The sequence below is a fragment of the Streptomyces sp. NPDC104202 genome (assembly GCF_055584185.1).
Genome location: NZ_JBVJMN010000052.1, coordinates 47571 through 62734 on the forward strand (window position 1 = coordinate 47571; position 15164 = coordinate 62734).

Annotated in this window: 14 protein-coding genes and 1 pseudogene; 14 read left to right on the forward strand and 1 reads right to left on the reverse strand. The window is 72.8% G+C overall.

The annotated features are described in order from the left end of the window. The first annotated feature begins 18 nt into the window (after positions 1-18). The 14 genes from ACZ60W_RS27980 to ACZ60W_RS28045 all read left to right on the forward strand — a co-directional run bounded on the left by ACZ60W_RS27980 (position 19) and on the right by ACZ60W_RS28045 (position 14788). Positions 19-975, forward strand: coding sequence for a 5-dehydro-4-deoxyglucarate dehydratase (locus ACZ60W_RS27980; protein WP_469758145.1), 957 nt, complete (start codon positions 19-21; stop codon positions 973-975). Then, complete coding sequence (locus ACZ60W_RS27985) at positions 972-2240, forward strand: enolase C-terminal domain-like protein (RefSeq protein ID WP_469758146.1); 1269 nt, start codon at positions 972-974, stop codon at positions 2238-2240. The genes ACZ60W_RS27980 and ACZ60W_RS27985 overlap by 4 nt, the downstream gene beginning before the upstream one ends. Before the next feature lie 51 nt (positions 2241-2291). Beyond that, the gene (locus ACZ60W_RS27990; protein ID WP_469758147.1) at positions 2292-3623 is read left to right on the forward strand and encodes an alpha-L-fucosidase; all 1332 of its coding nucleotides are present in this window, start codon (positions 2292-2294) and stop codon (positions 3621-3623) included. Positions 3624-3667: 44 nt separating this feature from the next. Beyond that, positions 3668-5128: a polysaccharide lyase 6 family protein gene (locus tag ACZ60W_RS27995; RefSeq protein WP_469758148.1), complete on the forward strand. Its 1461-nt coding sequence runs from the start codon at positions 3668-3670 to the stop codon at positions 5126-5128. Between the two features lie 316 nt (positions 5129-5444). Continuing rightward, a complete protein-coding gene (locus ACZ60W_RS28000) occupies positions 5445-6203 on the forward strand; it encodes a sugar phosphate isomerase/epimerase family protein (protein ID WP_469758149.1) in 759 nt (252 codons plus the stop codon). A gap of 79 nt (positions 6204-6282) precedes the next feature. Continuing rightward, positions 6283-6954 (forward strand): FadR/GntR family transcriptional regulator, encoded by a 672-nt coding sequence (locus tag ACZ60W_RS28005; RefSeq protein WP_393646324.1) that lies wholly within the window; start codon positions 6283-6285, stop codon positions 6952-6954. A 342-nt stretch (positions 6955-7296) separates the two neighbouring features. Continuing rightward, on the forward strand, positions 7297-8637 hold the full coding sequence (locus tag ACZ60W_RS28010; protein ID WP_469758160.1) for an enolase C-terminal domain-like protein: 1341 nt from the start codon (positions 7297-7299) through the stop codon (positions 8635-8637). Further along, entirely contained in the window at positions 8634-9395 is a 762-nt protein-coding gene (locus ACZ60W_RS28015) for an SDR family NAD(P)-dependent oxidoreductase (RefSeq protein WP_469758150.1), read from the forward strand. The genes ACZ60W_RS28010 and ACZ60W_RS28015 overlap by 4 nt, the downstream gene beginning before the upstream one ends. Then, the gene (locus ACZ60W_RS28020; protein ID WP_469758151.1) at positions 9392-10552 is read left to right on the forward strand and encodes an aldo/keto reductase; all 1161 of its coding nucleotides are present in this window, start codon (positions 9392-9394) and stop codon (positions 10550-10552) included. Before ACZ60W_RS28015 ends, ACZ60W_RS28020 begins: the two co-directional genes overlap by 4 nt. Before the next feature lie 7 nt (positions 10553-10559). Next, a complete protein-coding gene (locus tag ACZ60W_RS28025; protein WP_469758152.1) occupies positions 10560-11297 on the forward strand; it encodes a (Fe-S)-binding protein in 738 nt (245 codons plus the stop codon). 5 nt (positions 11298-11302) lie between these two features. After that, positions 11303-12787, forward strand: a complete 1485-nt coding sequence (locus ACZ60W_RS28030) for a lactate utilization protein B (protein ID WP_469758153.1) — start codon at positions 11303-11305, stop codon at positions 12785-12787. Beyond that, positions 12784-13485 (forward strand): LutC/YkgG family protein, encoded by a 702-nt coding sequence (locus tag ACZ60W_RS28035; RefSeq protein ID WP_469758154.1) that lies wholly within the window; start codon positions 12784-12786, stop codon positions 13483-13485. The genes ACZ60W_RS28030 and ACZ60W_RS28035 overlap by 4 nt, the downstream gene beginning before the upstream one ends. Beyond that, the gene (locus tag ACZ60W_RS28040; RefSeq protein WP_469758155.1) at positions 13482-13793 is read left to right on the forward strand and encodes an L-rhamnose mutarotase; all 312 of its coding nucleotides are present in this window, start codon (positions 13482-13484) and stop codon (positions 13791-13793) included. The genes ACZ60W_RS28035 and ACZ60W_RS28040 overlap by 4 nt, the downstream gene beginning before the upstream one ends. 65 nt (positions 13794-13858) lie before the next feature. Next, positions 13859-14788, forward strand: a complete 930-nt coding sequence (locus ACZ60W_RS28045; protein WP_469758156.1) for an amidohydrolase family protein — start codon at positions 13859-13861, stop codon at positions 14786-14788. Positions 14789-15076: 288 nt separating this feature from the next. On the opposite strand, the pseudogene ACZ60W_RS28050 reads toward ACZ60W_RS28045, so the two are convergent. Next, positions 15077-15164: pseudogene (locus ACZ60W_RS28050) on the reverse strand (GlsB/YeaQ/YmgE family stress response membrane protein); the annotation flags it as partial.

Sequence of the window (15164 nt, forward strand, 5' to 3'; positions counted from 1 at the left end):
CCGAAAGGACCACCTCCCGTGATCCCGTCCGGCCTGATGTCCTTCCCGCTCACGCCGTTCACCCCCGCCGACGAGGTGAACACGAGCGTGTTCACCGACCACATCGAGGACCAGCTCGCCCACGGCCCCGCCGCCCTCTTCGTCGCCTGCGGCACGGGGGAGTACTCCTCGCTCAGCGCCCCGGAGTACGCCGAGGTCGTCCGGCACGCCGTACGCGTCGTCGCCGGCCGCGTACCCGTCTTCGCAGGCGCCGGAGGAGGACTCGGCACCGCACAGGCGGCCGTTGCCGCCGCCTCCGAGGCGGGCGCCGACGGGATCCTGCTGCTGCCGCCGTACCTCGTCGGCGGCACCGAGGACGGCTACGTCTCCTACGTCCAGTCCGTCGCCCGCGCCGGCCGCCTCCCCGTCCTCGTCTACCGGCGCGGCCTCGCCAGGATCGGCGTGTCCACCGCCCTGCGGCTCCTCTCCGTGCCCCAGGTGGCCGGGATCAAGGAAGGCGACGGCGACCTGGACTCGATGGCCCGCATGGTCACCGCCGTACGCACCAGCGGCCACCCCCGTGCCGAGACCTTCGCCTTCCTCAACGGACTGCCCACCGCCGAGGTCAGCGCGACCGCCTGCCGGGCCATCGGCATCCGCGACTACTCCTCCGCCGTCCTGTGCTTCGCCCCCGACATCGCCCGCGCCTTCCACACGGCCCTCACCAACGGCGACACCGCCACCACCGGCCGGCTCCTCGCCGACTTCTACCTGCCGCTGACCGCCCTCCGCGACCAGGTCCCCGGCTACGCCGTCTCCCTCGTCAAGGCCGGAGCCCGGCTGCGCTCGCTCGACGTCGGCCACGTCCGGGCGCCCCTCGTGGACGCGGCCCCCGACCACGTCGACCAGCTCGAGGACCTCCTCCTCCAGGGCCGGCGCGCCCTGGCCGAACCCACCCCGGCGCACGCCGCTCCCGCCGTGGCGGTCGCGTCGTGAAGGTCACCTCCGTCGTCGTCACCCCCGTCGCCTTCGCCGACCCGCCGCTGCTCAACGCCGTCGGCGTCCACGAGCCGTACGCCCTGCGCGCGGTGGTGGAGGTCAGGACCGACACCGGCGCATACGGACTGGGCGAGAGCTACGGCGACGCCGCCCACCTCGCACTGCTCCGCGCCGTCGCCGACGACCTGCCCGGCCTCGACCCCTTCGACCTCAACGAACTGTCCCGCAGGGTCGGGGCGATCGTCGGCGGCCGGGTGGCGCGCGACGCCCACGGCCTCATCGGCGAGGGCGGCGCTGCCAAGACGGTCGCGAGCGTCACCTCGCCGTTCGAGGTGGCCTGCCACGATCTCCAGGGCAAACACCTCGGCAGGCCCGTGTCCGACCTCCTCGGCGGCGCCACGCGCCACCGGATCGACTTCTGCGGCTACCTGTTCGCGAAATGGGCCGCGCACCCCGGTCACGAGCCCGACGAGTGGGGCCCGGCGCTCGACCCCGCGGGACTCGTGGCGCAGGCGCGGCTGTTGGCGGACCGCTTCGGCTTCCGCTCCTTCAAGCTCAAGGGCGGCGTGCTCCCGCCGGACGACGAGGTCGCCGCGATCCGCGCCCTCCGCGAGGCGTTCCCGGACCACCCGCTCCGACTAGACCCCAACGCGAGCTGGGACCCGGACACCGCCGCCCGGGTCGCCGAGGAGCTGACGGGAGTACTGGAGTACCTGGAGGACCCGGTCGCCGGCATCCCCGCCATGGCGGACCTCGCACGGACCGCCCCGATGCCCCTCGCCACCAACATGTGCGTGGTCACCTGGGAGCACCTGACCCAGGCGATACCCGTCCGGGCCGTCGGCGTCCTGCTCGGCGACCACCACTTCTGGGGCGGACTGAAGGCGAGCCAGCAACTGGCCGGCGCCTGCGACCACTTCGGCATCGGAATGTCCATGCACTCCAACTCCCACCTCGGGATCAGCCTCGCCGCGATGGTCCACCTCGCCGCCGCCACCCCCGCCCTCACCCACGACCTGGACACCCACTGGCCCTGGAAGCGGCCCGAGGACGACGTCGTGACCACCCCGTGGAACGTCGTCGACGGCGCGATCGCCGTCCCGCGCGGCCCCGGACTCGGCGTCGAGCTGGACCGCGACGCACTGGACCGGCTGCACGAGCAGTACCTGGCGTGCGGCCTGACCCGCCGCGACGACACCGGCTACCTGGCCCGCGTCGCCCCCGGCGTACGGCTCCGCGAAGACGTCCACGAACCGGCCTGACGGTGTCGGACGGACCGCCCTCACCTCCCGACCGCACAGGAACGATGCCCGATGACCTCCACCAGCGCCGACGCCGGCCTCCCGTCGACCCCCTCGCCCGACACGACCTGGTTCACCCACGACCGCTTCGGCATGTTCGTCCACTGGGGCCTCTACTCCCTCGCCGCCCGCCACGAGTGGGTGAAGACCCGCGAGAGGATGACGGACGAGCAGTACCAGGTGTACTTCGACCACTTCGACCCCGACCGCTACGACCCGGTCCGATGGGCACGCACGGCGAAGGCCGCCGGCATGAGGTACGTCGTCCTGACCACCAAGCACCACGACGGCTTCTGCCTGTGGGACAGCCGGCTCACCGACTACAAGGTCACGAAGACGCCCCACGGCCGCGACCTGGTCGGGCCGTTCGTCGAGGCGTGCCGCGCCGAGGGCCTCAAGGTCGGCTTCTACCACTCCCTGATCGACTGGCACCACCCGTCGTTCCCCGTCGACGGGACCCACCCGCAGCGCGACGACGAGGAGTTCAAGGCCGCGGCCGCCGACCGGGACATCCGCGAGTACCAGGAGTACCTGCACGGCCAGGTCCGCGAACTGCTCACCGACTACGGACGCGTCGACTACCTCTTCTTCGACTTCTCCTACGCGGGCCGCGAATGGTGGGGCGGCAAGGGCCCCGACGACTGGGACTCCCCGCGGCTCATGGCCATGGTCCGCGAGCTCCAGCCGCACATCCTGGTCAACGACCGGTCCGGTCTCCCCGGGGACTTCGTCACGCCCGAGCAGTACCAGCCGTCCGCCCCGATGACCGTCGACGGCCGTCCGGTCCTGTGGGAGGCGTGCCAGACCCTCAACGGGAGCTGGGGCTACGACCGCGACAACCTCGACCACAAGAGCCCCGACCTGCTCATCCGGATGCTTGTCGACGGCGTCTCCAAGGGCGGCAACCTGCTGCTGAACGTCGGACCCACCGGCCGGGGCGACCTCGACCCGCGCGACACCGCAGCCCTCGCCGAGATCGGCCGCTGGACCGACCTGCACGAACGCTCCGTCCGCGGCTGCGGCCCCTCCCCGTACACCCCGCCCGCCGACTGCCGGTACACCCAGTCCGGCGACCGCCTCTACGTCCACCTCTTCTCCTGGCCGCTGCGCCACCTGCACCTGCCCGGTCTCGCGGGCCGGGTGCGGTACGCCCAGCTCCTGAACGACGCCTCGGAGATCGTCCAGGAACCGCTCGACCCCGACCGCCCGGCGATGAACACCCAGATGGGCGGCCAGCCGGCCGGCACCCTCACGCTCCGGCTCCCGGTGCGGCGGCCCGACACCCCCGTGCCCGTCATCGAGCTGCACCTGACGGACCCGTCCGGGCCAGGCGCGTCGAGCTGACGGGCCGTACACCTCCCACTCATCCGACCGACCACGGAGGCACCATGCAACGACGCACGTTCCTCACCGGCACCGCGGCAGGGGCGGCCGCCGCCGTCCTGCCCCTCTCCGCCCCGGCGTACGCGAACACCACCCGGTGCAAGCCCGCGCGCCCCTGGGGCGCCACCGTCGACGTCAGCAGCCTGGAAGACCTCCAGGACGCGATCGACGCGGCGGGGCCGGGCACCCGCATCGTCGTCGCGAACGGCACCTACACCGTGCCCGCCGCCCAGCCCCTCACCGTCACCGGCAAGAACGGCTCCCGCAGCGCGCCGATCACCATCGTCGCCGCGTCACGGGGCGGCGTCGTGCTGCGCGGCGAGCGGAGCTTCGTCTTCGACGCCTCCAGCAACGTGACCGTCAGCGGCTTCTCCTTCCGCCAGAGCACCACCCTGGAGATCCCGCCGACCTGCACGTACATCCGGCTCACCCGCAACGACTTCCAGCTCGCGGACATCGAGGGCCTGCACTGGGTCATGGTCCGCGGCGACGAGGCCGTCATCGACCGCAACCACTTCCACGGCAAGACCACGCTCGGCATCTTCCTCGGCATCGAGGGTGCGGGCAGCGAGGCCATGGCCCAGGGCGTGCACGTCCACCGCAACCACTTCTCCGACCACACCTTCGCGGGCTCGAACGGCGGCGAACCGATCCGCCTCGGCGTCAGCCCCCGTGCCCTGTCCAGCGCGCACGCGCTCGTGGAGTACAACCTGTTCGAGCGGGCCAACGGCGACCCCGAGGCCATCTCGGTCAAGAGCTCCGACAACACCATCCGCTACAACACCATCCGCGACAGCCTCGGCGGCATCGTCCTGCGCCACGGCAACGGCACCCTCGTCGACAGCAACTACCTCATCGGCGGCGAGGAGGGCATACGGATCTACGGCAACGACCACGTCATCGTCAACAACTACCTGGCCGGCCTCACCGGACGGGCGATGGTCATCGGCAGCGGAACCGAACGCGACCACCTCCCCGGCGAATCGGCCGAGGCCCGCCGGGGCAACGACGCACCCGACCGCGTCCTCATCGCCCACAACACCCTCCTCGACAACGCGGGCGGCGCGCTCTCGGGCGAGAGCCACCGCCCCCACGAACCCCGCGACGTCATCGTCGCGGACAACCTGCTGGTCGGCCAGACCGGCAGCCTGGTCGAGATGGCGACCACGGTCCGCTTCACCTGGCAGGGCAACATCCTGTTCGGTGCCGCGGCCGACGGGAACATCCCCGCCGGCGGATTCCTGCGGGCCGACCCCCGTCTGGTGCGGGGCTCCGACGGCGTGTACCGCCTGTCGAGCACGAGCCGGGCGATCGGCGCGGCCACGCTCTCCCCGGCGCCGGTCACCCACGACATCGACGGCGACGCGCGCGGCAGCGTGCGGGACGTGGGTGCCGACGAGTACGCGACGACGACGCCGCTGCGCCGGCCGCTGACCCCGGCGGACGTGGGCCCCAACGCCCGCTGACGGGGAAAGGGCGAGGGACAGCCGGCCCGGCGCACGTCCGCTCCGGGCCGGCTGCCGGCTGCCGAGGACACTCCCCTCGGACCGCCACGGGGCCAGAGGCTTCCACGGACCTCCTCGGGCTGCCGAGCACGTCCCTGGAGACCCTCATCGGTCCCGTGGACTCCCTTCGCCCTTTCTTGGGCTCCCGACACCGCGCGACCCGCCCGACCCGAAGGACACCGCTCCCGTGCCCGATCCCGCCCCGCCGCACCCCCTCCCGCCAGGTCCGGACACCACCCCGCCCAGGCTCGGAATCTGCTCCGTCACCTTCCGGGGGATGCCCGCCGCCGAGGTCGCCCGTCGCGTCGCGGAGGTGGGGCTGGAGGTCGTCGAATGGGGCGCGGACGTGCACGCCCCGCCCGACCGCCCCGAGGCGCTCCGCTCCGCCCGCGACGCCGCAGACGCCTACGGCATCGGCTGCTGCTCCTACGGCTCCTACTTCCGCTGTCTCCCGGACGAGCTGTCCGGGTTCGCGCAGATCGCCCGCGGTGCCATGACGCTCGGGGCACCCCGCATCCGCGTCTGGGCCGGTGCGTCGGGGTCGGCGGAGGGCATGGAGGAGGAGCGCGCCCGGACCACCGCGATCCTGCGGGAGGCCGCGCTCGTCGCGCGGGATCACGGACTGGAACTCGGCCTCGAGTTCCACGGGGGAACCCTGACCGACTCGGTCCCCTCCACCCTCCGCCTCCTGGAGGACCTGCGGGCGGCGGACGTGGACAACGTCACCCCCTACTGGCAGCCACCTCAGGACGCCACCGACCGCGAGGCGCTCGCCGGCCTCGACGTACTCGCCGACCGGGTCGGCGCCGTCCACGTCTTCTCCTGGTGGCCGGGCAACCACCGGCTGCCGCTGTCCGCGCGCGCCGGGCTGTGGAACCGGGCGTTCGCCCGGCTCACGGCGTCGCCGCGGCCGCGGGACGCCCTCCTTGAGTTCGTCCCGGACGACGACCCCGCCGTCCTGGCCCGGGAGGTCGCGTCCCTGCGGCGCTCCGCGGGACTGCACCCGGTCGTCCCGAAGGCGTCCCCGACGGACTGACTCACCCGAACGTCACCCTGGAGTAGGGTGACGCCCAGCAGACACATCCGATGTATTTGGCCTTGCACAGGAGGACGCCTTGGCAGTTACGGACGAGGCGATCGGCAAGATCAAGGAGATGATCGTCTCCGGCGCGCTGCGTCCGGGGGACCGGCTCCCCAAGGAGGCCGACCTCGCCGCCGACCTGGGCCTGTCGCGCAACTCCCTGCGCGAGGCGGTGAAGGCGCTGTCCCTGCTGAACATCCTCGACGTGCGGCAGGGCGACGGGACCTACGTCTCCAGCCTCGAACCACCGCTGCTGCTCGAAGCGGTGTCGTTCGTCCTCGACTTCCACCAGGACGACCAGGCGCTCCAGGCCCTGAAGGTACGGGGAATCCTGGAGCCGGCGGCGACCGCGCTGGCGGCCGAGCGCATCCCCGAGGAGGAGATCAGGGAGCTCGGGGAGCTGCTCGACCGCCTCGGCGACGCCCCCAGCCTGGAGGAACTCGTCGCCAGCGACCTGGAGTTCCACCGGCGCATCGCGACCGCCTCGGGGATCCCCCTGCTGTGCTCGCTCCTCGACAGCATCTCGGGTGCCACCGTGCGGGCGCGGCTGTGGCGGGGCATCACCGAGGAGACCGCCGTGGCCCGGACCCTGTCCGAGCACCGGGCCATCCTGGACGCGCTCGCCGCGCGGGACGCGCGGACGGCGGAGGCGTGGGCGACGATCCACATCTCCAACGTCGTCCGCTGGCTCGACAGCGTGCTGTGACCTGCCGTACCGCCGTCTTCCGCCGCCTCCCCCGGTGACGCACGACAAGGGCGGGCGCCTCCCCAGGGAGCGCCCGCCCGTCGGCATGCCGTGGGTGAGGTCGTACCTCCCCCTCGCGCCGCCGGCGAATGAGGCGCTCTCAAGGCCCGAGAAACATCCGATGTCTACTTGCCTCACCTCTTGCGATCGCCGTATCGTTCTCGCCCAACAGGCCAATCACCCGATCTGTGCTGATGGTTGGGGCTGCTCCGCGTCGCTCGGGCAGATGAAGCCGAACACCGAGCAAGCAGCCCAGGTGTGAAAGGAACCCCGTTGTCCACTGACATCACGCGGGTCATCGCGATGGACACCTACGACATACGATTCCCGACCTCCCGCCAACTCGACGGGTCCGACGCGATGAACCCGGACCCCGACTACTCCGCCGCCTACCTCGTCCTGCGCACGAACGAGCCCGACGGCCCCACGGGACACGGCTTCACCTTCACCATCGGGCGTGGCAACGATGTACAGGTCGCGGCGATCGAAGCGCTCCGTGCCCACGTCGTCGGCCGGTCCGTGGAGGACCTCTGCGCCGACCCCGGCCTCGTCAGCCGGGCGCTCGTCGGCGACAGCCAGCTCCGCTGGCTCGGGCCCGAGAAGGGCGTCATGCACATGGCCGTCGGGGCCGTGGTCAACGCCGTGTGGGACCTCGTCGCCAAGCGACAGGGGAAGCCGCTGTGGAAGCTGCTCGCCGACGCCGATCCCGAGTGGCTCGTCTCGCAGGTCGACTTCCGCTACATCACCGACGCCCTCACCCCCGAGGAAGCACGGGAGCTCCTCCGGCGCGGCAAGGACGGCCGCGCCGAGCGCGAGAGCGGCCTGCGGGCGCAGGGCTACCCGGCGTACACCACCTCGCCCGGCTGGCTCGGCTACAGCGACGAGAAGCTCACCCGACTCGCCGAGGAGGCGGTGGCGGCGGGCTTCACCCAGATCAAGCTGAAGGTCGGCGCCGACCTCGCGGACGACGTCCGCCGCTGCCGGGCCGCCCGCGCCGCCGTCGGAGCGGACGTCCGCCTGGCGGTCGACGCCAACCAGCGGTGGAACGTCACCGAGGCCATCGAATGGACCCGGGCGCTCGCCGAGTTCGACCCGTACTGGATCGAGGAGCCGACCAGCCCCGACGACATCCTCGGGCACGCGCGCGTGCGAGCCGCCGTCGCCCCCGTGAAGGTGGCCACGGGCGAACACGTGCAGAACCGCATCGTGTTCAAGCAGCTCCTGCAGGCGAACGCCGTCGACATCGTCCAGCTCGACGCGGCCAGGGTCGGCGGCGTGAACGAGAACCTCGCCATCCTGCTCCTCGCCGCCAAGTTCGGCGTCCCCGTCTGCCCGCACGCCGGCGGCGTCGGACTGTGCGAGCTGGTCCAGCACCTCGCGATGTTCGACTTCGTGGCGCTCAGCGGCACCACCAAGGACCGGGTCATCGAGTTCGTCGACCATCTCCACGAGCACTTCGTGCACCCGGCCGTCATCCGCGAGGGCGCGTACACGACGCCCCTCGCTCCCGGCTTCTCGGCCGACATGCACGAGGCCTCCCTCACCGCGTACGCCTACCCCCACGGCACGTTCTGGGCCGCCGACCTGGCCGGATCGCTCGCCGACGAGGCGGTCGACGCATCCGTGGTCGAGGTGACCGCATGACCGCGTACCCGCTCGCCGGCCTCCGTGCCGTCGTGACCGGCGGTGCCTCCGGCATCGGTCTCGCCGTCGCCCGTCTGCTGGACGCGCGGGGCGCCTCCGTGGCCGTCCTGGACCTCGACCCGTCGGCCACCCCCGACCCCCTCACCGCCCTCCGCGCGGACGTCGCCGACGACACCTCGGTACGCGAAGCCGTCGCCGCGGCCGCCGCCGCACTCGGGGGCATCGACATCCTCGTCAACAACGCGGGCATCGGCGCCGCCGGCACCGTCGAGGACAACCCGGACGACCAGTGGCACGCCGTCCTTGACGTCAACCTCCTCGGCGTCGTCCGCACCACCCGCGCCGCCCTGCCCCACCTGCGCCGCTCGGAGCACGCCGCCGTCGTCAACATCTGCTCCATCGCCGCCACAGCCGGCCTGCCGCAGCGGGCCCTGTACTCGGCGAGCAAGGGAGCGGTCCTCTCCCTGACCCTCGCGATGGCGGCCGACCACGTGCGGGAGGGCATCCGGGTCAACTGCGTCAACCCGGGAACCGTGGACACCCCGTGGGTCGCCCGCCTGCTCGACGCGGCGGCGGATCCGGAGGCCGAACGCGCGGCACTCAGCGCCCGCCAGCCCACCGGCCGGCTCGTCGGCGCCGACGAGGTCGCGGCGGCGGTCGCCTACCTCGCGTCCCCGGCGGCGGCCTCGGTGACGGGCACCGCCCTCGCCGTCGACGGCGGCATGGCGGGACTCCGACTCCGATCGGCGGGCACATGAGCGCGGGCAAGAAGGCCGCTGCCCAGAGGACCGCCGCCAAGCAGGCCGTGCACGAGCGCGCCACGGACGACGGGCCCGTGGAGACGATGGCCGCGCACGAGCGGGCCGCGGACCGGCGCTCCGCGGGCGAACCGGCCGCCGACTCGCGCGCCGCGGACCCCGCGACCCTCGCCCGCGTCGCCCTCGGCCGGACCACCGCCTGGACCACCCGTCTCGCCTTCGGCGCGGCCGGCATCGGCAACCTCTACCGCCCCGTCACCGACGAAGACGCCCACCACACCCTCGCGACCGCGTGGGACCGGGGGATCCGCTCCTTCGACACCGCACCCCACTACGGCCTCGGCCTGTCCGAACGACGGCTCGGCGCCTTCCTCCGGGGCCGGCCCCGCGACACGTACACCGTGTCGACGAAGGTGGGCCGCCTCCTCGTCGCCGACCCCCATGCCACCGGCGACGACCTGGCCCATGGCTTCGCGGTCCCCGCCGCGTACCGCAGGGTCTGGGACTTCGGGGCGGACGGCATCCGGCGCGGCCTGGAGGCGAGCCTGGAGCGGCTCGGGCTCGACCGCGTCGACATCGTGTACCTGCACGACCCCGACGACCATGCCGACCAGGCGCTGCGCGAGGCGTACCCCGCCCTGGAACGTCTGCGGGCCGAGGGCGTCGTCCGTGCCATCGGCGTGGGCATGAACCAGACCGCGATCCCCACCCGCTTCGTCACCGAGACCGACATCGACGTCGTCCTGCTCGCCGGCCGCTACACCCTGCTCGACCGCAGCGGCCTCGCCGAACTGCTGCCCGCCGCACGGCGCCGTGGCGTCTCGATCGTCGCCGGAGGCGTGTTCAACTCGGGCCTCCTCGCCGATCCGCGTCCGGGCGCCACGTACGACTACGCGGCCGCCTCACCGGTGACCCTCGCCAGGGCCCTCCGGCTCCGCGAGATCTGTGAGCGCCACGGAGTGCCCCTGAGGGCCGCGGCGGCCCGCTTCCCGCTGCGCCACCCCGCCGTCGCGGGCGTCCTCCTCGGTCTCCGCAGCGCCGCGGAGGCCACGGACGCCGCCGACATGCTGGCCCGTGAGATACCCGAGGCGCTCTGGGACGAACTGCGCCACGACCACCGCATCCCCGGGTTCCTTCCCGCCCGCGACGGCCGGTGAGCCGCCGATGAGGATCGGACTGTTCATCACCTGCCTCAACGACACGCTCTTCCCCGGCACCGGTCGCGCCGTCGTCACCGTCCTCGAACGGCTCGGCCACACCGTCGAGTTCCCCCGCGAGCAGAGCTGCTGCGCGCAGATGCACTTCAACACCGGCTACCGCCCCGAATCCCTCCCCATGGTGGCCCGCTTCGCCCGCGCCTTCGCCGGATACGACGCCATCGTGACGCCCTCCGCCTCCTGCGCGGCCATGATCCGCGACAACCACCCCCTCCTCGCCGAACAGCTCGGCGACGCGGCACTGCGGGCCGCGGTGGCCGCGGTGATCCCCGGCGTCCACGAGCTGACCGAGTTCCTTGTCGACGTCCTCGGCGTCACCGACGTGGGCGCGGTCTTTCCGCACCGCGTGACCTACCACCCCACCTGTCACTCCCTGCGCGGAGTACGCCTGGGCGACCGGCCCCTGCGGCTGCTGCGCGCGGTCAAGGGCATCGACCTCGTCGACCTCCCCGCGGCCGACACGTGCTGCGGCTTCGGCGGCACCTTCGCCGTGAAGAACGCCGACACCTCCACCGCCATCCTCGCCGACAAGATGACCGACGTCCTGGGCACCGGGGCCGAGGTCCTGTGCGCCGCCGACAACTCCTGCCTCATGCACATCGGCGGTGGCCTCAGCCGGTGGAACAGCGGCGTACGCACCCTGCATCTCGCGGAGATCCTGGCCGCCACGGAAGGAACGAGGTGACCGGCATGACCGAGGACACCGACCACGACGGACGGGTCTGGCTCGGCGCCCCCGCCTTCCCCGAGGCCGCCCGCACCGCCCTGGCCGACACCCGGCTGCGCCACAACCTCCGGCACGCCACGACCACCATCCGCGCGAAGCGCCTCGACGCGACCGGGGAGGTACCGCACTGGGAGGAGCTCCGGGAGGCCGGCGCCGCCATCAAGCGCCGTACCGCACGCCATCTCGCCACCTACCTCGAGCAGTTGGAGGCCAGCGTCACCGCGGCCGGCGGCACGGTCCACTGGGCGGCCGACGCCGCCGACGCGCACCGCATCGTCGAAGGCCTCGTCCGCGCGGCCGGAGGCCCGGACACCGAGCGGCACGAGGTCGTCAAGGTCAAGTCGATGGCCACCCAGGAGATCGGGCTCAACGAGGCACTCGCGGCCGCCGGCATCACCGTGTACGAGACCGACCTGGCGGAACTCATCGTGCAGCTCGGCGAGGACCGCCCCTCCCACATCCTCGTCCCGGCGATCCACCGCAACCGGGCGGAGATACGGGAGATCTTCGCGGAGCGGATGGGGGAGTGGGGCCGGCCGGCGCCCGACGACCTCACCGACGACCCGACGGCGCTCGCCGAGGCGGCGCGACGTCACCTGAGGGAGAAGTTCCTCACCACGCGGGTGGCGGTCTCGGGGGCGAACTTCGCCGCTGCCGACACCGGCACCATCGCGGTCGTCGAGTCCGAGGGGAACGGACGGATGTGCCTGACCCTGCCGGAGACCCTGATCACCGTCATGGGCATCGAGAAGGTCGTGCCGACCTTCACCGACCTGGAGGTCTTCCTCCAGCTGCTGCCCCGCAGCTCGACCGGCGAGCGCATGAACCCCTACACCTCGCTCTGGACCGGAGTGACGCCCGGCGACGGCCCCCAGGACTTCCATCTGATCCTCCTGGACAACGGCCGCACCGATGTCCTCAAGGACACCGTCGGCCGCCAGGCCCTCGCCTGCATCCGCTGCTCGGCCTGCCTCAACGTCTGCCCCGTGTACGAGCGGACGGGCGGTCACGCCTACGGCTCGGTCTACCCCGGCCCGATCGGAGCGGTACTCACCCCCCAGCTGGCCGGGGTGCGGCGGGCGGCGTCGCTGCCCTTCGCCTCCACCCTGTGCGGTGCCTGCTACGAAGCCTGTCCGGTGAAGATCGACATCCCGCAGATCCTGGTCCATCTGCGCGCGAAGGCCGTCGAGGCGAAGCACGACGGCCGGGCGCTGCCGACACCGGAGGCGCTCGCCATGAAGGCGGCGTCCACCGTCCTCGACTCGCCCACGCTCCTGGCCCTCGCGCAGCGCGCGGGGGCGGCCGGCGGCCGGCTGCTGGGCGGCCGCGGCGGACGGATCCGGCGCCTGCCCGGCCCGCTCGGCGGCTGGTCCGCCACACGGGACGCGCCCGCACCGCCACGGGAGTCGTTCCGCACATGGTGGCGCACGCACCGGGAGGAGCGATGAGGAGCAGCGGCACGCACGGCGGCGCCGGGGAGGACCGCCCCGCCACGGACAGCCGGTCCGCCGTGCTGGCCCGTGTCCGCGCCGCGTTGAGCGACGTTCCGAGCGACGAGAAGCCTGATGACGTACCCGTTCCGCGGACCTACCGCCGTACGGTCGCGCCCGGCGACGTCGTCGGGCTCTTCGCCGCACGCGTCGCCGACTACCGGGCGACCGTGGTGCGTTGCGCACCGGAGGACGTGCCGGGGACCGTGGCCGCCCTCCTCGCACGCCGAGGAGCGCGGCGGGTCGTCGTGCCCGACGGCTTCCCGCCCGAGTTCCTGACGCGTACCGACGCGGACCTGGTGAGCGACCGTCCGCCCCTCAGCGTGGACCGACTCGCCTCCGTGGACGGCACATTGACCACCGCGGCCGTCGCCGTCGCGGAGACCGGGACGATCGTGCTCGACACGGGTCCGGGCCAAGGGCGTCGCGCCCTGTCCCTGGTCCCGGACCACCACCTCTGCGTGGTGCGCGCGGAGCAGGTCGTCCCGGACGTACCGGAAGCACTCGCCGGCCTGGACCCACTCAGCCCCCTCACCTTCATCTCGGGCCCGTCGGCGACCTCCGACATCGAACTCCGACGCGTCGAAGGCGTCCACGGCCCCCGCACCCTCGACGTCATCCTGGTCGTCACCGACACTTCCGGAGCGAACCCATGAGAATCGCCCTGCACACCCGGGTCCGCGCGGACCGCGTCGCCGCCTACGAGGAAGCGCACCGCGAGGTCCCCGCCGAACTGACCCGGGCGATCCGGGCCGCCGGCTGCACGTCCTGGACGATCTGGCGCAGCGGCACCGACCTCTTCCATCTGCTCGACTGCGAGGACTACGCCCGCCTCCTCGCCGAACTGGAGAACCTGCCGGTCAACGTGGCGTGGCAGGCCCGGATGACCGAACTCCTGGAGGTCGTGCACGACTACTCCGGTGACGGCGCCGACGCGGCACTGCCCGTGGTGTGGGAGCTGTGACCGGGACTGGGACCGGGGGCGCAGCCGCGGGCGAGTCTGGGTACGCGACGAAGGCCCCCACGGAGATGGCCACGGTGGGCGCCCTCCCCGCGGCGACCACCCACCGCATCCCCTCCCTCATCGACGCGCACCACCACCTCTGGGACCTCTCCGTCCGCGACCAGGACTGGATCACCGGACCCGCCCTCGCGCCCCTGCGCCGCACCTTCACGGAGCGCGACCTGAGCGCGGAGACGGCCGCTGCAAGGGTGACGGCCACCGTCCTCGTCCAGACGGTCACCGTCGCCGAGGAGACACCCGAGATGCTGGCCACCGCACACGACAGCGACCTGATCGCGGGTGTCGTCGGCTGGACCGACCTGACGTCCCCCGAGACCGCCGCCACCCTGGCCGCACTGCTCGCCCTGCCGGGCGGCCGGCACCTCGTGGGCATCCGCCACCAGGTCCAGTCGGAACCGGACCCCGCCTGGCTGCTCCGCCCCGACGTCCGCCGCGGCCTCACCGCCGTGGCCGACGCCGGGCTCGCGTACGACCTGGTGATCCTCCCGCACCAGCTCCCGGCCGCGACGACGGCCGCGAGAGACCTGCCCGAGCTGACCTTCGTCCTCGACCACGCGGCGAAACCGCACGTGTCGAGCGGAGAACTCGAACCGTGGGCGACCGACCTGCGCGCCTTCGCCGCCCTCCCGAACACGGTCGCCAAACTCTCCGGCCTCCACACCGAGGCCGACTGGCACACCTGGACCCTGCGGGACCTCCAACCGTACGCGGACACCCTCCTCGACGCCTTCGGCCCAGGCCGCCTGATGTTCGGCTCCGACTGGCCGGTGTGCACTCTGGCGGCGTCCTACCGCCAGACGCTCACCACCGCGGAGAAGCTCACGGAGGCGCTCAGCCCCGGAGAACGGGCCGCGGTCTTCGGCGGCACGGCGGCGGAGACGTACCGACTGGGGGAGCGGACCACTCCCTGGGCGGGCCGAGAGGTGGTCACGTAGGGGCGCGGTGCCGCGCCGAAGGCAGCGGTGGTGCGACGAGGGGGTCCGCCTCCTGGCCGTAGGCGCGAGCGGGGGGCGCCGCCCGACCGGCCTCGGGTGCCCGCTGACCGGACGGTGTGGCGGCGCTGTGAGCAGGAGCGCCGGTGAACGGGCGGGCCAAGCCGAACCCGGCAGGGGCGTGCTGCCGGGTGCAGAGGTGGAGGGGCTCTCGTACATGCCGACGGCTCCCCTCCTGGGTTGAGCAGGAGTGGGAGCCGTTCGGGGTTGTGGTGCTTGGGCTGTGTGGGGTCAGGCGTGGCGGTGGGTGTGGCGGTTGCCGGTGATGAGGCGGTAGAGGGCGAGGAGGATGACGGAGCCGACGATGGCGGCGACCCAG